This window comes from Mesorhizobium sp. P3_A2 (assembly GCF_056403115.1).
Genome location: NZ_JBFUGC010000010.1, coordinates 25,785 through 50,728, shown reverse-complemented (window position 1 = coordinate 50,728; position 24,944 = coordinate 25,785). Strand labels below are relative to the sequence as shown.

Sequence of the window (24,944 nt, the reverse complement as noted above, 5' to 3'; positions counted from 1 at the left end):
GCCGCAGCACTACGATCCGCCGTCCCAGCCGGACGAAGGGTCGGGGTCTGGACGCCGCGCCAGGTCCGCTTTGGGTCATTCGCGACCGGGTCGAGCCAACGGAGTGTATGAACGGATGAACTTTCCAAGTGCTTCTACAATGCTATTTCGATCATATGAAAAGGGGCTAAGAGCCGCAAACTCACCGCTACTGCCCTATGTCCTTACCGCCCGCCCCAGCCACCGCGCGTAGATCTCGCCGACGATGCCGCGGCGAAAGACCAGCACGCAGATCATGAAGATCAGGCCGGTGGCGATGGTCACCGGGAAGCCGGAGGTGGCGAGGGTGTTTTCCAGGCCGACGACGAGGCCGGCGCCGACGACAGGGCCGACCATGGTGCCGATGCCGCCGAGCAGCGTCATCAGGATCACCTCGCCCGACATCTGCCAGGTCACGTCGGTCAGCGTGGCGAACTGGAAGACGATCGCCTTGGTGGCGCCGGCAAGCCCGGCGAGCGCTGCCGACATGACGAAAGCGGCGAGCTTGTAGCGGCCGACCGAATAGCCCAGCGAGATCGCTCGGTTCTCGTTCTCGCGGATCGAACGCAGGATCATGCCGAAGGGCGAGTTGACGATGCGCCAGACGGCGAAGACGCCGATGAGGAAAACGGCGAGCACGATAAAATACATGTTCAGCGTGACGTTGAGATCGATGACGCCGAACAGCGTGCCGCGCGGCACGCCCTGGATGCCATCCTCGCCCTCGGTGAACGGCGCTTGCACGCAGAAGAAATAAAACATCTGCGCCAGCGCCAGCGTGATCATCGAGAAATAGATGCCTTGTCTTCGGATGGCGAGGAAGCCCATGACCAGTCCGAGCACGGCAGCACCCGCGGTGCCGAGCAGGATGCCGGCTTCCGGCGGCCAGCCCCAGTCCTTGACGGCGTAGGCACAGAAATAGGCGGCGGCGCCGTAGAAGGTGGCATGGCCGAAGGACAATAACCCGGTGTAGCCAAGCAGCAGGTTGAAGGCACAGGCAAACAGCGCGAAGCACAGCATCTTCATCAGGAAGATCGGGTAGACGAAGAAGGGCGCGGCGATGAGCGCCAGTATGGCCAATGCTATCAGCACCCGCTCAAGCCGAACGGAAGCGGCGGTGCGCTGCTCGTGAAGGGTCGCCTCGCTCATCTCAGGCATCCCTTCCAAACAGGCCGGCGGGGCGCAGCAGCAGCACGATTGCCATGATGACGAAGACGACGAGGTTCGACGCCTCGGGATAAAACACCTTGGTCAGGCCCTCGGCGAGGCCGAGCATGTAGCCGGTGACGATGGCGCCGAGGATAGAGCCCATGCCGCCGACCACGACGACGGCGAAGACGACGATGATCAAGTCCGACCCCATCAGCGGGCTGACCTGGTAGACCGGTGCTGCGAGGATGCCGGCGAGCCCCGCAAGGGCCGCGCCCAGCCCGTAGGTGAGCGTGAGCAGCAGCGGCACGTTGACACCGAAGGCTTGCACCAGCTCGGGGTTTTCGGTCGCGGCGCGGAGATAGGAGCCAAGCCTGGTCTTTTCGATCAGCAGCCAGGTGCCGATGCAGACGATGAGCGAAGCAACCACCACCCAGCCGCGATAGTTGGGCAGAAACATAAAGCCGAGATTGGTGCCGCCGGCGAGCTGCGTCGGCACGGCGTAGGGATTGCCGGAGACACCGTAATAGAAACGGAAGACGCCTTCGATGACCAGCGCCAGGCCGAAGGTGAAGAGCAGGCCGTAGAGCGGATCGAGCCGGTAGAGCCGCGACAGCGCCAGGCGCTCGACCGCCATGCCGAATACGCCGACAACGAGCGGCACCAGGACCAGTGCCGGCCAGTAGCCGATGCCGAGGTGAACGAGCATCAGATAGCCGATGAAGGCGCCGAACATGTAGAGCGCGCCATGGGCGAAATTGATGATGCGAAGCAAGCCGAAGATGACGGCCAGCCCAAGGCTCAGCATGGCATAGAAGGAGCCGTTGATCAGCCCGACCAGCATCTGCCCGAGCAAGGCCTGGACGGGGATGCCGAAGATCATCGTCATGGCGTCATACCCCAAGCACCTCGTGCAGCTGTTCGGTGTGAGCAGAAAGCTCGCTTACGGCAAAACCCTCCACCACCTTGCCGTGCTCCATCAGATAGAAGCGGTCGGCGATGCGGGCGGCAAAGCGGAAATTCTGTTCGACCAACAGGATGGTCATGCCGCGCTTTTTCAAGGTCGCCAGCAATTCGCCGATGCGCTGGACGATGACCGGCGCCAGGCCCTCGGTCGGTTCGTCGAGCAGCAGCATCTGCACTCCCGTGCGCAGAATGCGGGCGATGGCCAGCATCTGCTGTTCGCCGCCGGAGAGCTTTGTGCCCGGGCTGTTGCGGCGCTCCTTCAAATTGGGGAAGAGATCGAAGATTTCCTCGACACTCATGCCGCCCTTGGCCACCACCGGCGGCAGGATCAGGTTCTCGTCGACGGTGAGCGTGGCGAAGATGCCGCGTTCCTCCGGCACGAAGCCCAGGCCCTTATGGGCAACACGATGCAATGGCAGGCGCATCAGGTCGCTGCCGTCGAAGGTCACACTGCCAGAGCGCTTGCGGACCAGCCCCATGATAGCGCGCAGCGTGGTGGTCTTGCCGACGCCGTTGCGGCCAAGCAGCGTCACCGTCTCGCCGCGAAAGACATCGAGGTTGACGCCATGCAGCGCATGGCCCTCGCCGTACCAGGCGTGGAGATCGCGCACGGCAAGCAGCGGCTCACTCATGCTCCGTCCCCATGTAAGCGATGCGGACGCGCTCGTCCGTGCTCACCGTTGCGTAGTCGCCGGCGGCGAGCACCTGGCCGCGCTGCATGACAGTGATCCAGTCGCAGAGATCGGCGACGACGGTGAGGTTGTGCTCGACCATCAGCACGGCGCGGTCCCTGGCGAGCGAGCGGATGATGCCGGAGATGGCGCCGACATCCTCGTGCCCCATGCCGGCCATCGGCTCGTCGAGCAGCAGCACCTTGGGGTCGAGCGCCAGCGTGGTGGCGATCTCGAGCACGCGCTTCCTGCCATAGGAGAGATCGCCGGCCATACGGAGCGCGACGTCGTCGAGGCCGACGATGGCGAGAAGCTCGCGTGCTCTCGGTGTCAGCTGGTCGAGTGCGGCCAGCGAGCGCCAGAACTGGAAGCCCAGCCCGCTCGGCCGCTGCAGGGCGACCCGGACATTGTCGAGCACGCTCAGATGCGGAAAGGTCGCCGAGATCTGGAACGACCGCACGAGCCCCATGCGCGCCACCCTGGCCGGCGCGGTGCGGGTGATGTCGTTGCCCAACAATTCGATCCTGCCACTGGTCGGCTGCAGGAATTTGGTCAACAGGTTGAAGATCGTGGTCTTGCCGGCGCCGTTCGGCCCGATCAGCGCATGGATCTGGCCGTGATGGACGTCGAGATCGACATTGTTGACGGCGACGAAACCGGCGAAATCACGCCTGAGGCCGCGGGCGGAAAGCACCACCCGCGGCGTGTCCTTTGCGCCGCCCGACTGGCCGGCCACAGCTTGCGCCGCTGTCACTTGGTGACGAGCGGGCAGCCGCTGTCTTCGGCCTTGGTGAAGGCCTTGTCGCCCGGAATGGTCGCCAGATAGGTGTAGTAGTCCCAGTCCTTCTTGCTCTCCTCGGGCTTCTTGACCTGATAGAGATACATGTCGTGCACCATCGAGCCGTCGGCCTGCACCTTGCCGTTGGCGGTGAAAACGTCGTCGACCGGCAATTCATGCAGCTGCTTGGCGACCGCTTCGGTCTCGTCGGTGCCGGCCTTGTCGATGGCCTTCAGATATTGCAGCACCGCTGAATAGGTGCCGGCCTGGACCATGTTGGGCATGCGGTTGGTGCGCTTGAAGAAGCGGTCGGCGAAGTCGCGGCTCTTGTCGTCGCGGTCCCAGTAGAAACCTTCGGTCAGCACCACGCCCTGTGCGGCCTGCAGGCCGAGGCCATGCACTTCGGCAAGGGTGAAGAGAAGGGCCGCCAGCCGCTGACCGCCGGCGACGATGCCAAATTCCGCCGCCTGCTTGATCGAGTTGGAGGTGTCGAGGCCGGCATTGGCGAGGCCGACGACCTTGGCGCCCGAGGACTGCGCCTGCAGCAGGAAGGAGGAATAGTCGGTGGAGCCCAAGGGGTAGCGCACTTCGCCGAGCACCTTGCCGCCGCTGGCTTCAACCAGCTTTGCGGTCTGGTCCTTCAGCGAATAACCGAAGGCATAGTCGACGGTGATGAAATACCAGCTGTCGCCGCCCTGCTTGACGAGGTCGCCGCCGGTGCCGACGGCCTGCGAATGCGTGTCGTAGACCCAGTGGAAGCCATAGGGCGAGCACTGCTTGCCGGTCAGCTCTGTCGAAGCGGCGCCGGTGACGATGTCGATCTTCTTCTTTTCCTTGGACAGCCCCTGGACGGCGAGCGCCACCGAAGAGGTCGTCAGCTCCATGATCGCGTCGACCTGTTCGGTGTCGTACCACTGGCGGGCGATGTTGGAGGCGATGTCGGGCTTGTTCTGGTGGTCGGCGTTGATGATTTCGATCGGCGCGCCTTGCACCTTGCCGCCAAAATCCTCGACGGCCATCTTGGCGGCCTCGACCGACCATTTGCCGCCGAAATCGGCATAGACGCCCGACTGGTCGTTGAGGATGCCGATCTTGACCTTGCCGTCGGAAATTTCGGCCGCTGCCGCGGGCATGGCGGTCGCCGCAAGCAGCGCGGCGGAGACGAGATAGGATGCTTTCACAGGTGGGTTCCTCCCTTGTGGCCGACGCCGGGAAACGCGGCGGCCTTGCAATGGTTCAACAGTTCCGTCCGAATTTCAGTGAAATTCGCGCCGTCGCGCCCGCCACTCCTCCTCTGCGCCCCTCCGCCTCGGGTGCGCTGGGAACGTAGCATCACATTTCGCGCGGCGAGAATGCTATTTTCGTAGCATGGCGGATGGGCGTCTCGGCGGCTTTCAGATCCAACGAGCTGGGTTTCGGCTGCTTGCTGGCTAAGGCATTGACCGGGCTGATTTTTCCACTCCTATCTCGATTTCACGTCGATCGAGTGGAAAACCCATGTTTTTCAGCGGCTTATCTTGCAAATCTCGGCTTCATTCACCACGGCAGCCTTTTGCCATCGCGGAAGAAGCCGCCGGTCGGGCCGTCGTCCGGCAAGGTCGCGGCCCAGACGATGCCGGCAGCCCCTTGTGCCACGGGACGCCCGCCCGGACCGCCCATGTCAGTCGCGACCCAGCCGGGGCAGATGGCGTTGACCAGCACGCCGGCGCCGCGCAATTCGGCCGCCAGGATGCAGGTCAGCGCGTTGAGCGTCGCCTTGGTCGTCGAATAGGCCGGCGCGCCGGCGCCCATCGAGGCGAGCGAACCGCCCTCGGAGGAGACGTTGACCAGCCGGCCATGGCCGGAGGTGCTGAGCAGCGGCGCGCAGGCGGCAGCTATGCGCCAGGCGCCGAAGACATTGGTCTCGAAGGCTTCGCGGATCACCGTCCAGTCGGGCTTCAGCGCCCGCGCACGCGGGTCGTAGTGGATGGCGGCGTTGTTGACGAGCACGTCGAGGCGGCCGAAGCGGCGCTCGATTTCGGCCGCGGCAAGGGCTGCTGCATCGACTGCCGCGACATCTAGCGCGATCGCTTCCACCTTGCCGCCCAGTTGCCTCGCCGCCGCCTCGCCCTTGGCCGGATCACGCGTGCCAAGCAGCACGGTGAAGCCGAGCGCCGCCAGCTGGCGGCCGGCCTCCAGGCCGATGCCGCGATTTCCGCCGGTGACGAGCGCGACCTTGCCGGAATGGGTAGGGGTGGAAGGCATGGCTGGCTCCTTGGTCCACGACGATCACCCATCGAACATGGCATGAGTAAGATCGAATGATTAGGCGTGGGAAGCGCAATCATCATGCGACGCGTTGCATGAATGGCGAGTCGGTGAGAGAGGTCGAGTTCCGTCACACCCCCCTCTGTCCTGCCGGACAGTCCGGCAGGACAGAGGGGGGTGTTCAAGCGCAAACCGGAATCGATGGCGAGCCCCCTCACCGCTTCTGCGGATAGATCGTCTCGCCGCGCTTCAGCATTTCGACGAAGGCCTCGATCTTCTTCCTGCGCCCTGCCTCGGTTTTCATGTTGTGCGTTCGAAACGCCAGCGCGAAGCGGTTCTGGGCGGACAGCTTTGCCAGCATTTCTTTTGCCTTCGGCTCGGCGTCGATGGCGGCCTGCAGATCGTCGGGGATCTTCATGTCCTTGCCACTGGCATAGGCGCGGTCCCAGCGGCCGTCGGCCTTGGCCGCCTCGACCTGTTTCAGCCCGTGCTCGGTCATGCGGCCCTCCTCGACCAGGCGGGCGACATTGTCGATGTTGATCTTGCTCCAGATGCTCTTTTTGCCGCGCGGCGTGTAGCGCTGCAGAAAGCTCTTGTCATCGAGCGACTTGCGCACGGCATCGATCCAGCCGAAGCACAACACCACGTCGATTGCCTGCTTGGGCGTGATCGAGGCGAGGCCGGAGCCGACCTTGTGCACCTTGATCCAGACCTCGGTCTCGTCGGCGTGGTTCTCCCGCAGCCAGGCGTAAAAACTTTCGGGATCGGGGAATTCGCGAACTTTTTCCGGATCGACCTTGATCGGCGCCATCATCACCTCGTTTGTTGCCGGACCCGGTTCTTTCGGTTGTCGATGCCAGTTTCTGTCAGCAGCGTCGATAACCCCCTAGCCTAGTTCGAAGTTGGCTTGCGCCGCAGGTGACAGCTGATCTCCCCCCTCGTGGGGGAGATGGCCGGCAGGCCAGAGGGGGGCGCTGTCCCGCCAGCATATCAGCCAGTATCGGCCACGCCTAAGTCGTGTTTCTCGTCAGAAAATAGATCGAGAGGTCGCGATCCTTCGCGCCCCCCTCTGCCCTGCCGGGCGTTCGTCGCTCGGAAAGCCAAGCAATTGGCTTTCCGTCCGCTTTGCGGAGCGCTCCTCAACCCCCACGAGGGGGATCGGCCTTCACTGCAAATGCGGCTTCTTCAAAAAGCTGTTGCGGTCGGCGGATTTCACCCTGAGCCAGGTTTCGCGGCCGTCACGCACGACCCTTAGCGGAATCTCGGAGCCGGCGGGGTTCTGCCATAGCTTGCGGTAGAAATCGGCGAGGCCGTCGACCTCGCCGTCGCGCACGTCGGAGATGATGTCGCCCTGGCGCAGGCCCGCCTTGGCGGCGGGGCCGCCTTCGGCGACGCTCATCACAATCACGGCGCCGTTCGACTCCGCCGAGAAAGCGCCAAGCCACGGACGAGGCGGCTTCGCCACCTGGCCGCGCGTCAGCAGATCGTCGAGGATCGGCGTCAGCAGATTGATCGGCACGACCATGTTGATGTCGGCCACCTCGCCGTTGCGGCTCATCTGCAACAGCAGCGAGCCGATGCCGAGCAGGCTGCCGTCCTGGCCGAGCAGCGCCGCGCCGCCCCAGGACGGGTGCGCCGGCGCGATGAAGATCGCCTCATCGAGCAGATATTCCCAATAGCCGGCGAATTCCTGCTTGGTGACGATGTGCGCCTTGACCGAGCGGCCGGTGCCGTCGGCAAACACCACGGGGTCGCCGACCTTGGCTTTCTCGGCATCGCCCAGGGCCACCGCCGGCAGGCCGAGCGGCGCCAGCGCCTGCACCAGGCCGAAACCGGTTTCCTGGTCATAGGCCAGCGCATGCGCCGGCACGACGCGGCCGTCCTGATCGGTCAGCCAGACTTCCTCAGCCTCGGTGATGAGATAGCCGATGGTGAGCACGAGCCCGTCAGCGCGGATAACGACGCCACTGCCTTCCCGGCGCGTGCCCAGGGCGTTCGCCGTGAAGGCGTCGTCGGGAACCGTGGCGCGCACGGCGACGACGGAGCGCAAGAGCGGGGACAGGGGATCTATGGGCATGCTTTCATCCTGGCAGATAGGCGTGGGCAGTATCCTCTATAGGTATGCCGCGCTGCAGAAGGCGCAAGGGGGCGAGAGACGGTTCGCCCAGCGAACGAAAAGCCAATTGCTTGGCTTTTCGAGGCTCGAGCGCCCTGAGCCATGCGAAGGGCCGGGCAACATTCGGCCTCGCGCTGCCCCTCATCTACTGGCCGGGTCCTCGCTGCTTTGCAGCGTCCCGGCGTTCGCCGGCCTTTCATCGTGCCACTGGCACGATGAATTCGCTTCGCGAACCGGCTGCTAACCATTGATAATAGTTCAACGGAAGTTGAACCTTTCTGAATTGCACCTATCTCTGTCAATATCTACGTTCCGCCGACTTTTCCGCCATCAGTCTCGCGCCGTCGCGCAAGCCGTTTCCGCCCGCCAAATCCAAGGAATTCTCGCATGACCGAATACACCCCGCCGAAAGTCTGGAGCTGGAAGAAAGCCAATGGCGGCACGTTCGCCAGCATCAACCGGCCGATCGCCGGCCCGACGCATGACAAGGTGCTGCCGGTGGGCAAGCATCCGCTGCAGCTCTATTCGCTGGCGACGCCGAACGGCGTCAAGGTGACTGTCATGCTGGAGGAACTCTTGGCGCTCGGCCACAAGGGCGCCGAGTACGACGCCTGGCTGATCCGCATCAACGATGGCGACCAGTTCGGTTCGGGCTTCGTTGACGTCAATCCCAATTCCAAGATCCCGGCGCTGCTCGACCGGAGCGGCAAGACGCCGGTTCGCGTCTTCGAATCCGGCTCGATCCTGCTTTACCTCGCGGAAAAGTTCGGCGAGTTCCTGCCGACCGAACAGCCGGCGCGCGCGGAAACCTTGTCCTGGCTGTTCTGGCAGATGGGGTCGGCGCCCTATCTCGGCGGCGGTTTCGGCCATTTCTATGCCTACGCGCCGGAGAAATTCGAATACGCCATCGACCGCTTCGCCATGGAGACCAAGCGCCAGCTCGACGTGCTCGACCGCCGGCTGGCGGAGACCGAATATCTCGGCGGAGCCGGCTATTCGATCGCCGACATGGCGGTGTGGCCCTGGTATGGCGGCCTGGCGCTCGGCCGCATGTACAATGATTCCGCCGAGTTCCTGTCGGTGCAGGAGTACGAGCACGTGCAGCGCTGGGCCAAGGCGGTCGACGCCCGCCCGACGGTGCAGCGCGGCCGCATGGTCAACCGCGCCTTCGGCGATCCGGCGATGCAGCTGCACGAACGCCACGACGCCGGCGATTTCGAGACGAAGACGCAGGACAAGCTGGTGGCCGTAGCAGACTGAGGCGCGGCGCCGGAACTGTAATCTCCCTCCTTGAGGGGGAGATGGCCGGCAGGCCAGAGGGGTCGGCCCGACTGGGCGCGACCTCTCGCGACAGAAGAAGGTTAGCTCTCCACGCCCGGCGACCCCCTCTGTCGCCTTCGGCGACATCTCCCCCTCAAGGGGGGAGATTACCCCATCAACTTCGCCAATCTCGGCACGCCCTCACCCACCGCTCTCTCGTCCGCCAGCGTAAAGCTCATCCGCATCGTGTTGCGGCCTGAACCGTCAGCATGAAACGCATTGCCTGGCACGAACGCCACGCGGGCTTCCTTGACCGAGCGGGCGAGCAGCGCCGTGGCGTCCGAGCCCTCAGGCAGCGTCAGCCAGACGAACATACCGCCTTCGGGGCGGCTCCAGCTCACACCGTCGGGCATTTCAGCTTCGAGCGCGGCAAGCAGGGCATCGCGGCGACCGCGATAGGCGTCGATCAGCTTTTCCACCTGGCCGTCGAACACCGCCTCGGAGACACGGTGCATGACCAGCTGGTTGATCGACGGGCTGTGCAGGTCCGACGCCTGCTTCATCAGCACCAGGCGCTCGACGACGCGGCGCGGCGCGCACACCCAGCCGACGCGCATGCCCGGCGACAGGATCTTTGAGAACGAGCCGCAATAGAGCGTGCGGGCGTTTTCGATGCCGCCGGAGCGTTCGCAGTCGAGCGCCAGGATTGGCGGCTCGCCCTCGCCGTCATAGCGCAGCGCGCGATAGGCGGCGTCCTCGATGACGGCGATGTCTAGCTCGGCGGCAAGATCGAGCACTGCCTCGCGTTGCGCGCGGTTCAGCGTCTCACCGGTCGGGTTGGCGAAATCCGGAACGAGATAAGCAAACTTGACCTTACCGCCAGCGGCCATAGCCGCCGCCTGGTAGGCGGCCGGCGTCATGTTGCCGCCATCCGGCGTCAGCCGGTCATAGCGCGGCTCATAGGCGTTGAAGGCCTGCAGCGCGCCGAGATAGGTCGGCCACGTCACCAGCGCGGTGTCGCCGGGCGACAAAAACAGCTTGCCGAGATAATCCAGCGCCTGCTGCGAGCCGGAGGTGATGAAGATGTTGTGCTCATCGCAGCCGATGCCGAGCTTGCCCATCTGGCCGGCCAGCCAGCGCCGCAGCGGCAGATAGCCTTCCGAGACCTGGTATTGCAGTGCCGTACCCGCGTCCGGGCCGCCGAGAACCGAGGCATAGGCATCGGCGATGGCTTGCGACGGAAACAAAGCCGGATCGGGGATGCCGCCGGCAAAGGAGATGATGTCAGGTTGGTCGAGCAGTTTCAGCAGCTCGCGGATTTCCGACGCCTTCATGCGCGAGGCGCGCGACGCCAACAGGTCCATCAAACTCATCAGCCCACCTCCCCGTGGATGGTTCGACCATTTAGGTCAATCTGGCTGACCTATTATCAGGCTCCCTCGCCTGCTGGAATAGCCAGAATGCCATTCCGCGTGGCCCAGGCGGAAAAGCAAACACATTTTCACCGCGCAACGTGGAAAATTGTTGCGCGACCGAAGGCGTGGATGCAACCTCATTCCGAGCCGACCGGCATAAAAAGAAAAGCGGTCTCAAGCAGGGGGATAAAATGACGCTCGAGGTCATCGGAGCCGGATTCGGCCGCACCGGCACGTGGTCGACCTTCGCCGCGCTGAACAGGCTCGGCTTTCCGAGCTACCACATGCAGGAAGTCATCCTCAACAAAGCCAACAAGGGCCATCTCGACTTCTGGCGCAAGGTGGCGAACAGCCCGCCCGGCACGCAGCACGACTGGAACCGGGTCTTTGCCAGCTACAAGGCGACGGTCGACAACCCCGGCTGCTGCGTGTGGCGCGAATTGATGGCTGCCTATCCCGACGCCAAGGTTCTGCTCACCCTGCACCCGCGCGGCGCCGAAGCCTGGTACGACAGCACCATCGACACGATCTACTTCACCGAGAATGTCTGGCAGTTCAAGGTGCTGGAATGGCTGACGCCGTTCGGCCGCAAATTCGGCGACATGGCGCACAAGCTGGTCTGGGGCCGCACGCTTGCCGGCGTGATGGACGACCGCGCCAAGGCGGTGGCGCGCTACAACGCCTACACCGAAGAAGTAATAGCGGCCGTACCGCCGGAGAAGCTTCTGGTGTTTAAGGTCAGCGACGGCTGGGCGCCGCTCTGCGCCTTCCTCGGCGTCGCGCTGCCCAACGAGCCCTTCCCCAACCTCAACGACCGCGAAAGCGTCAAGAAGATCATCCGCGACATCATCAAGGGCAGCTACATCATGCTGGGGCTGTCGATCGGCGCCGTCGTGCTTGTACTTGCGGCGCTGTGGTGGTGGCTGGGGTAGGCAAGGAGAGCAAGAGCCTGCCTCCATCTTGAGGAGGCGGACGACTGGCTTACTTCAGCAGTCGCCGCGCCTGGCGCGTGCGAGTTCGGCGCGCCGCGACCGCCCTAGAACGGCAGCCGTATCTCATCGATCGCCTTCGACTCCGTCCAGCCAATGTCCTTCTGGATCTCCGTCGGCAATGCATTCAGTGCCCGCACGGTCTTCCTGTGCCTGCTGGCGCGCGCCAAGGCGGCGCGAATTCTGGTGAGACTTTCAAACATCGGTTCCTCCATGCAGCAGCAGAGCGCTGCCTCGAGCCCGCTCTTGCACCGCCTCTGTAACCGATCGATTGCGCGGCAACGGTGAAGCGGTTCACATAGCGTGCCCGCCCAGAAACATTTGTATGCAAATCAGTTCACGGAATGAGAGAGGCGCTACGAAGGGCCGCGCCAGAGTACATCTGGCCAGCGATGTCAGACACTTGGCCTGCTGGCCTGAAGTGTCGATTCAGCCGCCGTCGGGGTGACGCAAAGGGCACGGCGGTAATATCCGCCAGGCAACGCTTCAGCCTGCAGGGGTCCGCGAAATCTGTTTCTCTGAAGAGGTTCCCCGAGAGAACGAAAATATTAAGCTGGCCGCCAGCGTAACGTTTTTTGCCTGCCACCGAAACAACAAGGGGGAGATTCATCCCCGATTGGGAAAAGGTAGGAGAAACGTCATGCTGAAATCCATACTTGCAGCTGCTGCTTTGGCTGTGGTCGTCGCTCAACCGGCGTTCGCAGACGATGCAATGATGAAATGCGACGACGCATCGATGATGAAGTTGCAGACCGACATGGACGCCATGACCGGCGACGCCATGAAGAAGGACGCAGCCATGAAGGAAATGGACATGGCAAAGGAAGCCATGAAGGCCAACAAGGCCGACGATTGCGTGATGCACATGGACATGGCCATGAAGGCAATGAAGAAGGGCTGACAAGCCAGCCGTCGACGGGACGAGGCCCGTTCGCGGGCCTCGCCTTTTTTGAATAAGGTCTGCCCCGGAGGGAACCCGCCTATAGCTTCCTGAAGAAGCCGGAGAGAATGTTCGGACCCGCCTCGCCCGGCCGCAGCCTGATGCCGTCCTCAAATCCATTCAGCGTCACGCATTCGAAGCCGTGGTGCGCCAGCAGCGCCACCAGCGACCCCCGGTCGAAATGGTGCAAATGCTCGTTGGGCAGGCGCATGCGCCACGTCTCGAACCACGCATCACCATCGGCGCCGAGCTCACGCCAGCGGCAATAGGGGACGGCGATGGCCAGATGGCGTGCCTGAAGGCGGTCGAGAAAACTTAAGTCAGGGATGTGCTCGAGGACGTCGAACATGGCGACGAGATCCCACGAACCGGCGAGCGCCTCCTCCCAATCGACAAAGCGCACACCCTTGGGCAGCGGGAACCTGGTGATGTCGCAGCCGGCGCAGTCGGCAACCCCGGTTATCTTCGCAGCCTCGATGAATGTGCCGGTGCCATAGCCGATCTCCAGCACCGAACGCGGTATTTCACCGGTGATCCCCAGCACCCAGCCAAGCCGCTGATAGCCGAGCTTGATGGTGCGGTCGCTCAGATCCTCGTAATAGGACATGTATTGCTTGTCGTACTTGATCGGCGTGACGTCGATCTGATGGATCACGCCAAACCGGTCGATCTCGTAATTGTCCAGCATTGGCGCAAAGCCCCCGGGAGTGCGAAGCCTTACACGATGGAGCTGAACGTAAAGTAAGTGGCCAGGGTGGTGGTTGCATTGACCGCTGCCCCAGGGGCCGAGAACGCTCGCAATCAAAGGAGTACTGGAATACGCTCGTCAGCGAGGCGTTGACCTAGGGGGGAAGACACCGCACATGGAGCGAAGGCTTACCGCGATCCTTGCTGCCGATGTGGTTGGCTACAGCCGCCTCATGGGCGAGGACGAGGTCGGCACGCTCGAGCGGTTGAAAAGTTGCCGTCGCGAACTGGTCGACCCTGCAATCAAGGAATTCCACGGCCGCATGATCAAGCTCATGGGCGACGGGGCGCTGGTCGAGTTCGCCAGCGTCGTCGATGCCGTCCAGTGCGCTGCCATGATCCAGCGCCGGATGGCCGATCGCAACAATGGCACCGCTGATGCTCGCCAGATCCGGTTTCGCATCGGCGTCAATCTCGGCGACGTCATCGTCGAGGAAAATGACATCTACGGCGATGGCGTGAACATTGCCGCGCGACTGGAGTCGATGGCCGAGCCGGGAGGTGTATGCATCTCGGGCACGGCGTTCGATCATGCGCTGCACAAGGTTGATGTCGGCTTTGCCAGTCTTGGCGAGCAGCGCCTCAAGAACATCGGCGATCCGGTTCGCGCGTATCGGTTGCTGCTGGATCCCGCGGCATCGGGCAAGGTCGTGGCTGCGCCACACCGGCCGGGATCGCGCGTCATGATCCTGGCAGGCGCCGCGGCTCTGGCATTTGCCGTGCTTGCCGGCATTTTTGCGTGGCAGAAGTTCTCGGTGTCGTCGCGGCCATCGGTTGCTGTGCTGCCGTTTGCAAATCTCGGCGGCGATCCAGGCCAGGACTATTTCGCCGACGGCATCACCGAGGATCTGATCACCGACCTCACCAAGCTTTCCGGTCTCGACGTCATCGCGCGCAACTCGGTGTTCGCCTACAAGAACAAGCCTGCGGCGCTGGCGGACGTCGCGCGCGACCTTGGCGTCCGCTACGTCGTCGAGGGGAGCGTGCGCCGCACCGGCGAGCAGATCCGCCTCAACGCCCAGCTCATCGATACGGCAACGGGCGACAATCTGTGGGCCAACCGGTTCGACCGTGGCATGGCCGGCGTGTTTGCCGTCCAGGAGGAGATGAGCGGGGAGATCGCCAAGGCGCTCGGCATGCAACCTTCGGCGGCGGAAAGCGAACGCATGGCGCGTCCGCCGACCGAAAACCTCGAGGCCTACGATTTCTACCTTCGCGCCGAGCAGACAGCACGGACCGGCCGGCGCGACGGGCTGCGGGAGGCGCTCACCCTCTACGACAAGGCGGAGGAGCTTGACCCCACCTTTGCCGAAGCCTTCGCGGCGGACGCAAGCATGACAGTCTATATCTGGCGCGAATCGTTCAACGACATCATGCAGAGCGCGCCCGCGCGCAAGCGCGCCTATGAGAAGGCAAGCCGTGCGCTGCAACTCGACCCGGACCTTTCGTCGCCTTATGCGATTCTAGGCATCATGCAGGTCGTGGATCGCCGCTACGAGGAAGCCATCGCTTCGGCCGAGCGAGCCGTCGCGCTCGGCCCCGGAGATGCCGAGACACAGATCGCGCGGGGATATGTCCAGCTGTTTGCCGGCAATCATGCCGAGGCAGCCGTTGCCGTCGAGACGGCGCTCAGGCTCGATCCCAACCTTTCCCCCATCAACCGGCAAATTGCCGGTCTGGTCTTTCTCATTCAAGGCAACACCGACAAGGCGATCGAGGCGCTCGAACGCGCCCGCGACGAGGCGCCGTCAGTTGGAGATTTCAGGATTGACCTCGCTGCGGCCTACGCCCGCGCCGGCCGTTTGCCCGATGCAAGAGCGGCGGTCGCCGAGGGACTACGTTCCACGTCGACAGCTGGGTCCGATTCATTGTCTGCATATCGGCTCAACGGTGCCCAATACCGTAACCCGCGCGATTTGGCTCTCATCATCGACGCGTTGCAGCAGGCCGGCTTGCCCGAATGGCCGTTCGGCTTCACCGGCGACGAGCACGACCGCTTGAAGGGCGAGGAGATCGCCTCGCTGGTGCTGGGCCATACGCTGCAGGGCCAGCTTGAACCTGGTCTCCAACCAGCCTTCCTCCAGATCGGGAGCGACGGCAAGGCTGCCTTCCGCTCCACGACGCGGCTGGTCACCGAGACTGTCCGTGTGGATGGCGACCTTTTGTGCGAGCTGAGCGAGAATATGTTCGGGCGCCCGGACTGCGGACCCGTCTATAAACGCCGCGACGATGGAGGCGGCTATTCCTTCGTCAACTCAAGCAAGGTGTTCCACTTCGCGGTGATTCAGTAGATGCACGCGTCTCGGTGAAAGCGGCTGCTTACACTCGCGTCCGACGCGGGACTGGAATAGGCTGCAGCGAAGCCGCGTGATCGACCGGGAGGGCGCAGGCAGGTATGGAGCGACGGCTCACTGCAATCCTTGCTGCCGATGTGGTTGGCTACAGCCGCCTCATGGGCGAGGACGAGGTCGGAACACTCGAGCGGTTGAAAAGTTGCCGTCGCGAACTGGTTGACCCCGCGATCAAGGAATTCCACGGGCGCATTATCAAGCTCATGGGCGACGGGGCACTGGTCGAGTTCGCGAGCGTCGTCGATGCGGTCCAGTGTGCTGCCATGATCCAACGCCGGATGGCCGATCGCAACAATGGCACCGCTGATGCCCGGCTGATCCGGTTTCGCATCGGCGTCAATCTCGGCGACGTCATCGTCGAGGAAAATGACATCTATGGCGATGGCGTGAACATTGCCGCGCGCCTGGAGGCAATGGCGGAGCCTGGGGGTATTTGCATCTCGGGCACGGCATTCGACCACGCGCTGCACAAGGTTGATGTCGGCTTTGCCAGTCTTGGCGAGCAGCGCCTCAAGAACATCGCCGATCCGGTTCGCGCGTATCGGCTGCTGCTGGATCCCGCAGCATCGGGCAAGGTCACAGCCACGCCACACCGGCCGGGTCCGCGCGTCATGATCCTGGCAGGCGCCGCGGCTCTGGCATTCGCGGTGCTTGCCGGCTTTTTCGCATGGCAGAAGTTCTCGATGCCATCGCGGCCATCGGTTGCCGTGCTGCCGTTTGCAAATCTCGGCGGTGATCCGAGCCAGGACTATTTTGTGGACGGCATCACCGAGGATTTGATCACCGACCTCACCAAGCTTTCCGGTCTGGACGTCATCGCGCGCAACTCGGTGTTCGCCTACAAGAACAAGCCTGCAGCGCTGGCGGACGTCGCGCGCGACCTTGGCGTCCGCTACGTCGTTGAGGGCAGCGTCCGCCGCACCGGCGAGCAAATCCGCGTCAATGCCCGGCTCATTGACACAGCAAGCGGCGATAATCTGTGGGCCAACCGGTTCGACCGCGGCATGGCTGACGTGTTTGCCGTCCAGGACGAGATGAGCGGGGAGATCGCCAAAGCGCTCGGTATCCAGGCTTCGGCAGCGGAGAGCAAGCGCATGGCACGCCCGCCGACGAACAATCTCGAGGCGTACGACTACTATCTACAAGCCGAGACGGCGTCACGCAGCGGCCTTCTGGCCGGTCTGAGGCAGGCGCTTGCGCTCTATGAAAAGGCGGAGGGGCTCGACTCCGCCTTCGCAGAAGCCTTTGCGGCCGACGCGCGCACGACCGTCTATGTCTGGCGCGAGTCCTTCAACGACATCATCCAGAGCGCGCCCGCACGAAAGAGAGCCTATGAGAAGGCGAGCCGAGCTTTGGAACTCGAACCGGACCTTTCGTCGCCCTATGCCATTCTCGGTATCATGCAGGTCGTGAATCGCCGCTACGAAGATGCGATTGCCTCTGCCAAGAAGGCTGTTTCAATCGGTCCGGGCGATGCAGAGGCGCAAGCAGCCCTTGGATATGTTCAGTTATACGCCGGCAATCACGCCGAAGCAGCCAATGCGGTCGAGACGGCGCTCAGGCTCGACCCCGACCTTTCCGCCATCAACCGAGAAGCTGCTGGGCTGGCTTTTCTTCTGCAGGGGAATGTCGAGAAAGCGATCGAGACTCTCGAACGCACCCGCGACGACGCGCCCACAGTTGCTAACTTTCGGTTTACGCTCGCTGCGGCGTATGTCCGCGGCGGCCGTCTACCGGATGCGAAAGCCGCAATTGCCGATGGGCTCCGCCTCGGAGCAGCGTCCAGCTACGTGGACTCCTTGGCTGGGTGGCAGATGACTCAACATTTCCGAAACCCGCAGGATCTGGCGACCATCGTCAATGCCCTGCGCCAGGCAGGACTACCCGAATGGCCCTACGGCTTTACCCCGGACGAACACGACCAGTTGAAGGGTGCGGAGATCGCGTCCCTCGTCCTTGGCCATACACTGCAAGGCCAGATCGAACCCGCACTACAACCAGCCTTCCTTCAGATCGGGAGCGACGGCAAGGCGGCCTTCCGCACGACGACGCGGCTGGTCACAGAGACCGTCTACGTCGATGGCGATCTCTTGTGCGAGCAGAGCGAGAACCTGTTCGGGCGCCCCGACTGCGGCCCCGTCTACAGACGCAATGACGCATCCGACAAAGGCTACTCCTTTGTCAATACAAGTAAGGTGTTTCACTTCACGGTCGTCCAGTAGGCGACCCTGGTCTCAGTGATACTTGTCGAGCTCCAAATTGGCCGCGACCTTCGGCCAGTTGGCATCGGCTTTCGGTATTTCTTCAGCCGCATGCGCGGCGAAATCATCCGCATTGCGGACGTCGTAGATCAGGTAGAGCTTGCCGTCGATAATTTTGAATGCTTCCGGATCAACATTGATCGTGACCCCACCGCCCACGACTTCGCCGGCACAGTAGCCGCCATATTGAGGAGCGTACTTGACCGGTTCGCTCATGAACATTTCCTGGTGTTTCTTGCTAGCGAAATGCCAAGGTGTCCCCAGCCATTCATAAGTGAATTCTTCGGAGCCCTTCACGGCCTTGCCGTCAGTGAAGTAAGCGACCGTGTCGTAGCCCATGATCGCCACACCGCCGAAATAGCCGGTGTTTACCGAGTCGTCGGCCCAGGCCGATCCCGCGCCGGCGACCGCAGCTACCGCGACCAGGGCCGCCGCCTCCAGATTACGAACCAGTCGTGACTTGATCATCGTGCTCATCTGCATCCTCCGTCAGTCGTGGATTTCTGCGCACTTCGCCGCGTTCGCCTCGCCAAGGATTTTGGCTTGGCAGGTAGCACCATGGCGTTTGAAAAGTCGTATGATATCCGTGTTGCCCTTCCAGAATGCGCGCGTTATCGGCATGTAACCATGCCCCTCGGCATGGTTCACATCGGCACCTTTCGCGATAAGGAATTCGGCCAGTTCAACGTGGTTTTCCTCGCCGGCCACCAATAACGGCGTAGCGCCCGCCTTGTTGGCGGCATCGTCGAGCACCGCGCCTTTCTCCAGCAGCAGCTTGGCGATCGGCAGGCTGCCAGAGAAGGCCGCCGCATGAAGCGGGGTAAAGCCGCCCGAGTTACGCGCCATGACGTCGGCGCCCTTGCCCAGCAGCAATTCGGCGATTTCGGGCTGATTGTCGAGCGCTGCAGCGATGAGGAGGGTTGCCTGGTCGCGTGCCCGGCTGTCGACATCGGCACCGCCTGCCAAGGCTTGCTCTACGGCACCCTTGTCGCCGGCGGCGATGGAGTCGAACAATTGCTCACCTGCGGCTGCAGTTGTAGCCGCCAATACCAGCATACCAAGTGCCAGCAGTCCGCGCATGACGTAGAGGTAGCATATATTAGCTTGGAATCATACAAGCTGGTTCGACTTATCGGGGCAGATGCCGGCGGAGTCCGTGATGTTCAACATTACCGCCCTTGGCGTGACGTCGATCTGGTGGATCACGCCAAACCGGTCGATCTCGTAATTGTCCAGCATTGGCCGTACGGCCCCCCGCGATTGCGAAGCCTTACATGGTGGAGCTGAACGTAAAGTAAGTGGCTAGGGGGTACGCCAAATCCACGGGCGGCTGATGGCAGCGACGGAGCTTCAAGACCGCAGTGGTATGCCGATTGGCGCCGATCTTATCGATGAGTTCGCTTTCGGGTTGGCTGGACACTTAATCCGGCCCGCTGATGCCGAATACGACGAGGCACTCCGTATTTGGAACGCGGCAATGGTCCGGTAGTCCGGCGCCAGCCGGCGCATCAACCACAACGCTTCGAGGTCCCGAACGCAAGCGCGCTCAAGATGCCGCGATGATCGGACTTGGTTGAGATAGCCCCAAATGTAAAGGCGGAGCATGTCGCCAGGCTGGAATCCTGGCCTGCCAGTCGCCGCCGCGACTGCCCGGTTGAAGCCCAGGTCGGCCAGTTCCAGGCTGGCGACGAATGCATCGACGACACGGACGAGGGCGTCTGGCGCGACGTAGTCGTCGACGCACGCTGGCAGCAGGCTGATCTGATCTCGGCTATCGCCTTCGATGAAGCTCACCGTCCGCCTCCATCCATTTTAACATGCTGATTCTACGGTGATTTACTGGATTTGACGAAGTTCTTGGGGCGTCTCTGGGTCTCGCCACCCTTGACGGGGAGCCTCGCGAAGGTCCGGTTCGCGGAAGGGCTGCGCCCTTCGCTAACGACCCGAACCGGCCATGAGAACCCTGCCCAAAACCTGCGGCTGGGAAGTCTCTGCGTAGGCTTTGCCCACCCGGCGGCCCCCATGCACCAAGCCGTGTGAACGCGAGCCTCCTGTTGGAATGACGGAGGCTTTGCCTCCGCCTCACCGTTACAGTTCAGATTCAGCCATTCACCAGGGCTGGCCGTCGCCAAACGACCAGTCCTCTTTGTCCACGAAGACCATGTTGATCATGATGTCGTCTGCACGGATGGCCAGCTTGGTTTTCAGCTCGTCGGCGATGAACCGGTAGAAGGCGAACTTAGTGTCTCTCTCGTTTCCGACGGTGCTGGTTACCTGGATCAGCATGAAGTCGGGGGACCGACTGAAGCCGAGGAATTTGGGATCATAAATTAGGTTTTCGGCGGTGTGTTCGCCGACAACCACGAAGCGGTCACCGTCGGGCGCCTTGAGGATATCGATGATGCCCCTGTAAACGATGTCGGCCACTGCGGCGCGGTACTCGGGGGTTTTGCCTTGGATCAGATCGATGCGTGCGAACGGCATTGTAGCCTCCTTCAGGTTGGGTTTCGGATTAAGCGTCGGTCGAGGAGCGAGTGTTCAGACCCGAGAGTTTCAACTTGTCGGTCATCGGATGTCTCGCTTTCATCTAGCTCGCCACCTGCCTGTCAGATGACAGGTATCCAACTAACACCCGAAGCTTGCAACGTCAACCCCTGTCTGCCATATGACAGATAAGGTGTGAAAAATGGCAGCGACGATGAAAGAGAATGCGAGGGAAGCGATCCTTCTGGCCGCGCGGGAAGCGGCGATGGCGTACGGTTACGGTGGGATAAACTTCCGCGATCTTGCGGAAACCGTCGGCATCAAGGCCGCCAGCATCAATTACTATTTCCCAAACAAAGCCTCCCTCGGCGAGGCAGTCGCGAAGCGCTATTGGGAAGACATTGCCGCTGACCTGGACGCCATCTCAGCGGAAGCTCGAGATCCGATCGACGCCTTGCGCCGCTATCCGAGCGTCTTCCGAGCGTCGCTCGAGCGCGATAATCGCATTTGCCTGGCCAGCTTTATGGCAACCGAACACGCCGAACTGCCCGAAGCGGTCTTGAAAGAAGTGCAGACCTTTGCCGACGTCAATGTCGCTTGGTTGAGTCGGCATCTCACCGCTGCGGGAATTGTCGGGCCCGACGAAAGCGAACCAAGGGCTCGCGCGATCTATGCCGCCGTAGCTGGCGCTCAAATAATCGCTCGGAGTCGGTCGGACATCTCAGTCTTCGACGGATTGATCGAGAGCTACCGCGCAGCGGGGCCGCTCCCGAGATAGATACTGCGCAGAACTTGCGACGTCCGTTTCAGGGGCTGCAGTTAGCAGACCGAAAGACTTAAAGTGGTCGGGAGCTGCCGCAGATAATTCAGTCGTAGAGATTAGTTTTCGCACAGCCTGTCCTGCAATGCCCCAATCGTCGGTACCACGAATCTGGTGGCGAAAGCGGTTGGCGCACCGATGCGCAGAAGGCCGCGAGGCCGCGCGCGCCGCTCGCTGGCTTCAAGCCGCGCGTCGGCGATCTCGGCCACTGCTGGCCTCACCCGGTCATAGAATGCCATTACCGCTTCCGTGACGGCGGAGCGCCGCGTCGTGCGCCTTGGCCAGTCTGATCCCTTGCTCAGGAGTGAAACGAGACATCGATGCAGCTTTCGTCGTCAAACGAACTCGGTGGCGCTGAGCATTTCCGATCAATCTTTAGAGGAGGGCCGGACGTCAGATTTCCGACTGACCTTGCTACAGCACCAGCACGGTGGCCAGCCCCAGCATCAGGCCCATGCCTACAATATCGGTCAAGGTGGTGAGGAAGATCGCCGAAGCGACCGCCGGGTCGGCGCCGACCCGGCGCAGGCCCAACGGGATCAGCACGCCAGAGATTCCGGACAAGAGGCACGATCCGCACATGGCAAGCAGGATCACAAGTGCCAGCATGGGCGCTTGGGCCGCCGACTCCGGCTGCCTCGAGGCGTAGAACCACATCGCCGCAGCCGCAAGAAGGCCGACGAGCAAGCCGTTGGCGATCCCTAGCGCGCCCTCTCTCATCACCAAGTGGAGCTTTGGTCGTTTGTCCACATCCCCCAGGGCAAGGCCACGCAGCGTCATAGCCAGTGCCTGGCAGCCGGTGTTTCCGCTCTGCCCGGCCAAGACCGGGAGGAACGCCGCCAGGGCGACGATCTTCTCGATCGTGCCGGTGAACGAACTGACCACGAATGCGGCCAGGAAGGCCGTCAGGAGGTTCAACTGCAGCCACGGATGACGCTTCAAGAAGGCTGAAAACAGCGGCGTAAAAGAGCGCTCCTCCTTCTGGACACCTACCATCTGGCCAGACTGGGCGGAAATCTCAATGATTTGCTGCTCGAACAACCGCCAACCGCGAACCTGCCCGAGCAGCCGGTTCTCGGCGTCCACCACCGGGTAGACAGGGTAGTGACGCCGGACCGCTGCCTCGCATGCGTTGCTCAAAGGGAGATCGACCTTGAGAGCAAACGGCCTGGGCAGCATGATCTGATCGACAATGGCGGCTGGTTCGCTCAGCATCAGATCGCGTAGGACCACAAGGCCAACCAGTTTATTGCCCTCGTCCGTGACGTAGAGATAAGTGAGCTCGGTCGGCACCTGGGCGCGTCTGACAGCTTCAACCGCGGCAGCAACGGTCGTCCCGACAGGAACGCTGGCGGAAATCGGGTCCATCAGCTCAATGAGCGACTCGGGCATCGCGAAACCCTTGCCATCGCCATGAGACCCGATGGGCCGCATATGCAGTGGCAAATGCTCGGCCACCTTACGGGCGTGCCCGTCCGGCAACAGCTTTAGTGTGTCGCGGATGAACTCGGGCGACTCTCTGGCGAGCAATTCAGCTGCGTCATCAGGTGCTCGGGCACGCAGCGTGCGCACCAAGTTCTGAACGCCGGTCTCATCTTTCATTTGCTATAGCCCCCAATTGAAGGTCACATAATATGTAAAGTATCGGATCGCACCAGTGTGGAAGTACCCCAGCTTCTTCCGGCCCCAGCAGTCCGCCTTGTTCTCCGAAGTTATTGCGGCCTACTATGAGTTGACGTACGCCGACTGACATCAGCGTCGACCCAGCAGACGCCATCTCACCTGGGGTGATCCGGACCGGCCCGGAATTCTTGCCTGAGCGATCAATGGCCGTCCTGGAGATGCATGTGGGCAACATCTTGCAGCCGGCTTCAATTCAATCTCTGCCCATGGCGGGTTGGAGAGTCTGATATCGTTGCGCATGGAGAGCTACGGCGCGGTCACTGTGATGTCTGCTTTTTGGAAGCGGCTGCTAACATCTCAATGACCGAGATGAGGCGCATTGCCGCCCTGCAGTATTTTGGCCGCAAGCGGGCGGGCAGCTTGGGGGAACGCGGCAACCTTAATGGGCAGTCCGCACCTCCGCGAACATTCGAAACCATGATGTTTGGCTGGCTTGAGACGCAATGCGCTTCAGGGTCGTCACTGCCAGGCGGCAAATCAGGCCGGGAGCCGCCACATTCGCACACGACCTGCACCACGCAATTCCGTTTCCCCGAGTGGGTCGCAAGCGAACTTTGGTCCGAGCAGTTGGTGCGTTGCATCGGAAATACGGATTTCGTCGGGCTCCGCGGACGTTTGAATGCGTGAGGCGAGATTAACGGTCTCACCCCACAGGTCATAGGCGAACCGCCTCTTGCCTATGACGCCGGCGACGATTGGGCCTGAGTGAATTCCAATTCTGAGCCTTATCGGTTCTCCTGCGAAGCGTTCGCGCTTAACCGCCTTGCGCAGCTCAACGGCATAGCGCGCGAGGGCTTTTGCATGATCGGATCGCGCGGTGGGCAGGCCGGCGACCACCATCACACAATCGCCGATTGTCTTGATCTTTTCGCAGCCATGTCGTTCCGAGAGCCGATCCGCCGCCTTGAAGAAGTAATTCAAAATAGCGAGCGTCGTCACGGCACCGACGGTCCTCGCCCGTTCCGTAAAACCGACGATGTCGGCAAAAAGCACACTGACTTCTGCGTGGTTGTCGGCAATTTTCTTGTGCGCTTTCAACCGCTCCGCGATCGAGGCCGGAAGAATGTTGAGGAGCAGGGCTTCGGCGCGCTGGTATTCACGTGCCAATCCCTCCTGGCTCTTCCTCAACGCCTCGTTCGCCGCTTGCAATTTCTCGTTGAGTTCACGCTCCCTCTCTTGCAGGAGCGTCATTTCATAAGCCTTCTGCTGAAGCCGCTGCCTGTTGGCGCGCTCGGCGGAGGCGTCAAGAAAGACCAGCCACACGCAATCATCGTCAGCAAAAAAATGAAGGTCCGCGACACGCCCGCTGGGCAGTTCGACCATGGGAATATGAAACGGCAGCTCCGGGCAAGGCAGCAAACCTTCCATGAATTCAAGCTGCTCGGCAACAGGCTTGCCAATGCAAAGCGATGAGAGCCCGTGATGTTCGACATTACCGCCCTTGGCGGCTACGCAAAGCTGGGCGTCGATTTTCACATATGCGACAGAGTGCCCATTGTAGAAGAAGTTGAAAATCCAACTTCTGACCTCTTTTGGCAATCCATGCATGGTCTATTTTGTGACCATCGAAGCAAGCTGATGAAACGCATCATCAACATGCTCACCAGTGAGCGCACTTGTCAGATAGATTTGCCATCCACGCTGCCTCAGTTCGTCAATCTCACTATCCGATATTGCCCACCGATCGGCCAGATCGGATTTGTTGATCAGCAATATAAACGGCATGGCGCCGAATTCGGCCTCGACCCGTTCGCGCAGCGTGAGCGCCACGGCAAGGGTTGCGGCGCGGGTTCCATCGACGACAAGCACGAGCCCGGTCGCACCTCGAACATAGCTGACGCGGAATGAGCCGATATCGTCTTCGCCGGCCAAATCCCACAAAATCAGATCCACGGTTTTGCCCGGGAGTTCGACACTTTTCTTGTCGATTTTCACGCCCACCGTGGTCAGGTAGGTTTCTGAAAAGATGCTTTGCACGAACCTGCGAACCAGGCTCGTCTTCCCGACAGCGAAGCCGCCCAGCATGCAGATCTTTTTTTGCAACATCTT

Annotated in this window: 25 protein-coding genes and 1 pseudogene; 6 read left to right on the top strand and 20 right to left on the bottom strand. The window is 62.0% G+C overall.

Going from position 1 to position 24,944, the window contains the following annotated elements:
* Window positions 1-195: 195 nt before the first annotated feature.
* From AC1DXM_RS22345 to AC1DXM_RS22310, 8 genes are all read right to left on the bottom strand, one after another.
* Window positions 196-1,167, bottom strand: a complete 972-nt coding sequence (locus AC1DXM_RS22345) for a branched-chain amino acid ABC transporter permease (RefSeq protein WP_477236233.1) — start codon at window positions 1,165-1,167, stop codon at window positions 196-198.
* 1 nt (window position 1,168) lies between these two features.
* Window positions 1,169-2,056: a branched-chain amino acid ABC transporter permease gene (locus AC1DXM_RS22340; RefSeq protein ID WP_477236231.1), complete on the bottom strand. Its 888-nt coding sequence runs from the start codon at window positions 2,054-2,056 to the stop codon at window positions 1,169-1,171.
* A gap of 4 nt (window positions 2,057-2,060) precedes the next feature.
* Window positions 2,061-2,765: an ABC transporter ATP-binding protein gene (locus AC1DXM_RS22335; protein WP_477236229.1), complete on the bottom strand. Its 705-nt coding sequence runs from the start codon at window positions 2,763-2,765 to the stop codon at window positions 2,061-2,063.
* Window positions 2,758-3,540, bottom strand: a complete 783-nt coding sequence (locus AC1DXM_RS22330) for an ABC transporter ATP-binding protein (RefSeq protein ID WP_477236227.1) — start codon at window positions 3,538-3,540, stop codon at window positions 2,758-2,760. The genes AC1DXM_RS22335 and AC1DXM_RS22330 overlap by 8 nt, the downstream gene beginning before the upstream one ends.
* A 14-nt stretch (window positions 3,541-3,554) precedes the next feature.
* The gene (locus AC1DXM_RS22325) at window positions 3,555-4,763 is read right to left on the bottom strand and encodes an ABC transporter substrate-binding protein (protein WP_477236225.1); all 1,209 of its coding nucleotides are present in this window, start codon (window positions 4,761-4,763) and stop codon (window positions 3,555-3,557) included.
* 355 nt (window positions 4,764-5,118) lie between these two features.
* On the bottom strand, window positions 5,119-5,826 hold the full coding sequence (locus AC1DXM_RS22320) for an SDR family NAD(P)-dependent oxidoreductase (protein WP_477236223.1): 708 nt from the start codon (window positions 5,824-5,826) through the stop codon (window positions 5,119-5,121).
* A 217-nt stretch (window positions 5,827-6,043) separates the two neighbouring features.
* A complete protein-coding gene (locus AC1DXM_RS22315; RefSeq protein WP_477236221.1) occupies window positions 6,044-6,640 on the bottom strand; it encodes a YdeI/OmpD-associated family protein in 597 nt (198 codons plus the stop codon).
* A 354-nt stretch (window positions 6,641-6,994) separates the two neighbouring features.
* On the bottom strand, window positions 6,995-7,906 hold the full coding sequence (locus AC1DXM_RS22310; RefSeq protein ID WP_192249129.1) for a S1C family serine protease: 912 nt from the start codon (window positions 7,904-7,906) through the stop codon (window positions 6,995-6,997).
* A 426-nt stretch (window positions 7,907-8,332) separates the two neighbouring features.
* Between AC1DXM_RS22310 and yghU the strand changes: the two genes are divergently transcribed.
* Window positions 8,333-9,205, top strand: coding sequence for a glutathione-dependent disulfide-bond oxidoreductase (gene yghU, locus AC1DXM_RS22305; protein ID WP_477236218.1), 873 nt, complete (start codon window positions 8,333-8,335; stop codon window positions 9,203-9,205).
* Window positions 9,206-9,372: 167 nt separating this feature from the next.
* Here the strand turns inward: yghU and AC1DXM_RS22300 are convergent, their stop codons facing one another.
* Complete coding sequence (locus AC1DXM_RS22300; RefSeq protein WP_477236216.1) at window positions 9,373-10,578, bottom strand: aminotransferase-like domain-containing protein; 1,206 nt, start codon at window positions 10,576-10,578, stop codon at window positions 9,373-9,375.
* A gap of 233 nt (window positions 10,579-10,811) precedes the next feature.
* Between AC1DXM_RS22300 and AC1DXM_RS22295 the strand changes: the two genes are divergently transcribed.
* A complete protein-coding gene (locus tag AC1DXM_RS22295) occupies window positions 10,812-11,552 on the top strand; it encodes a sulfotransferase family protein (protein ID WP_477236214.1) in 741 nt (246 codons plus the stop codon).
* 104 nt (window positions 11,553-11,656) lie between these two features.
* On the opposite strand, the gene AC1DXM_RS22290 is transcribed toward AC1DXM_RS22295, so the two are convergent.
* Window positions 11,657-11,812 carry a DUF1127 domain-containing protein gene (locus AC1DXM_RS22290; RefSeq protein ID WP_142867119.1) on the bottom strand — a complete coding sequence of 52 codons (156 nt, stop codon included), beginning with the start codon at window positions 11,810-11,812 and terminating at the stop codon, window positions 11,657-11,659.
* Window positions 11,813-12,249: 437 nt separating this feature from the next.
* Here AC1DXM_RS22290 and AC1DXM_RS22285 point away from each other — a divergent pair, with 437 nt between their 5' ends.
* Window positions 12,250-12,510: a hypothetical protein gene (locus AC1DXM_RS22285; protein WP_477236212.1), complete on the top strand. Its 261-nt coding sequence runs from the start codon at window positions 12,250-12,252 to the stop codon at window positions 12,508-12,510.
* A 79-nt stretch (window positions 12,511-12,589) separates the two neighbouring features.
* Here AC1DXM_RS22285 and AC1DXM_RS22280 read toward each other — a convergent pair whose 3' ends face one another.
* Window positions 12,590-13,237: a class I SAM-dependent methyltransferase gene (locus AC1DXM_RS22280; protein WP_477236210.1), complete on the bottom strand. Its 648-nt coding sequence runs from the start codon at window positions 13,235-13,237 to the stop codon at window positions 12,590-12,592.
* A gap of 175 nt (window positions 13,238-13,412) precedes the next feature.
* Between AC1DXM_RS22280 and AC1DXM_RS22275 the strand changes: the two genes are divergently transcribed.
* Window positions 13,413-15,587, top strand: a complete 2,175-nt coding sequence (locus AC1DXM_RS22275; RefSeq protein ID WP_477236208.1) for a tetratricopeptide repeat protein — start codon at window positions 13,413-13,415, stop codon at window positions 15,585-15,587.
* A 104-nt stretch (window positions 15,588-15,691) separates the two neighbouring features.
* Complete coding sequence (locus AC1DXM_RS22270) at window positions 15,692-17,869, top strand: adenylate/guanylate cyclase domain-containing protein (protein WP_477236206.1); 2,178 nt, start codon at window positions 15,692-15,694, stop codon at window positions 17,867-17,869.
* A 12-nt stretch (window positions 17,870-17,881) separates the two neighbouring features.
* Here the strand turns inward: AC1DXM_RS22270 and AC1DXM_RS22265 are convergent, their stop codons facing one another.
* The 5 genes and pseudogenes from AC1DXM_RS22265 to AC1DXM_RS22245 form a co-directional block, all read right to left on the bottom strand.
* Window positions 17,882-18,385 (bottom strand): YHS domain-containing (seleno)protein, encoded by a 504-nt coding sequence (locus AC1DXM_RS22265; protein WP_477236204.1) that lies wholly within the window; start codon window positions 18,383-18,385, stop codon window positions 17,882-17,884.
* Window positions 18,386-18,397: 12 nt separating this feature from the next.
* A complete protein-coding gene (locus AC1DXM_RS22260; RefSeq protein WP_477236202.1) occupies window positions 18,398-18,988 on the bottom strand; it encodes an ankyrin repeat domain-containing protein in 591 nt (196 codons plus the stop codon).
* Between the two features lie 30 nt (window positions 18,989-19,018).
* Window positions 19,019-19,147 carry a hypothetical protein gene (locus AC1DXM_RS22255; protein WP_477236200.1) on the bottom strand — a complete coding sequence of 43 codons (129 nt, stop codon included), beginning with the start codon at window positions 19,145-19,147 and terminating at the stop codon, window positions 19,019-19,021.
* A 225-nt stretch (window positions 19,148-19,372) separates the two neighbouring features.
* Window positions 19,373-19,702: pseudogene (locus AC1DXM_RS22250) on the bottom strand (transposase); the annotation flags it as partial.
* Window positions 19,703-20,017: 315 nt separating this feature from the next.
* Entirely contained in the window at window positions 20,018-20,392 is a 375-nt protein-coding gene (locus tag AC1DXM_RS22245; RefSeq protein ID WP_283073175.1) for a tautomerase family protein, read from the bottom strand.
* A gap of 214 nt (window positions 20,393-20,606) precedes the next feature.
* Here AC1DXM_RS22245 and AC1DXM_RS22240 point away from each other — a divergent pair, with 214 nt between their 5' ends.
* The gene (locus AC1DXM_RS22240) at window positions 20,607-21,170 is read left to right on the top strand and encodes a TetR/AcrR family transcriptional regulator (protein ID WP_203280679.1); all 564 of its coding nucleotides are present in this window, start codon (window positions 20,607-20,609) and stop codon (window positions 21,168-21,170) included.
* 101 nt (window positions 21,171-21,271) lie between these two features.
* Here AC1DXM_RS22240 and AC1DXM_RS22235 read toward each other — a convergent pair whose 3' ends face one another.
* The 4 genes from AC1DXM_RS22235 to AC1DXM_RS22220 form a co-directional block, all read right to left on the bottom strand.
* On the bottom strand, window positions 21,272-21,451 hold the full coding sequence (locus AC1DXM_RS22235) for a LysR family transcriptional regulator (RefSeq protein ID WP_203280661.1): 180 nt from the start codon (window positions 21,449-21,451) through the stop codon (window positions 21,272-21,274).
* Window positions 21,452-21,626: 175 nt separating this feature from the next.
* Window positions 21,627-22,814 carry a magnesium transporter gene (locus tag AC1DXM_RS22230; protein ID WP_477236197.1) on the bottom strand — a complete coding sequence of 396 codons (1,188 nt, stop codon included), beginning with the start codon at window positions 22,812-22,814 and terminating at the stop codon, window positions 21,627-21,629.
* 558 nt (window positions 22,815-23,372) lie between these two features.
* A complete protein-coding gene (locus AC1DXM_RS22225; protein ID WP_477236195.1) occupies window positions 23,373-24,443 on the bottom strand; it encodes an adenylate/guanylate cyclase domain-containing protein in 1,071 nt (356 codons plus the stop codon).
* Window positions 24,444-24,446: 3 nt separating this feature from the next.
* Complete coding sequence (locus AC1DXM_RS22220) at window positions 24,447-24,941, bottom strand: Rab family GTPase (RefSeq protein WP_203280665.1); 495 nt, start codon at window positions 24,939-24,941, stop codon at window positions 24,447-24,449.
* Between the last annotated feature and the right edge of the window lie 3 nt (window positions 24,942-24,944).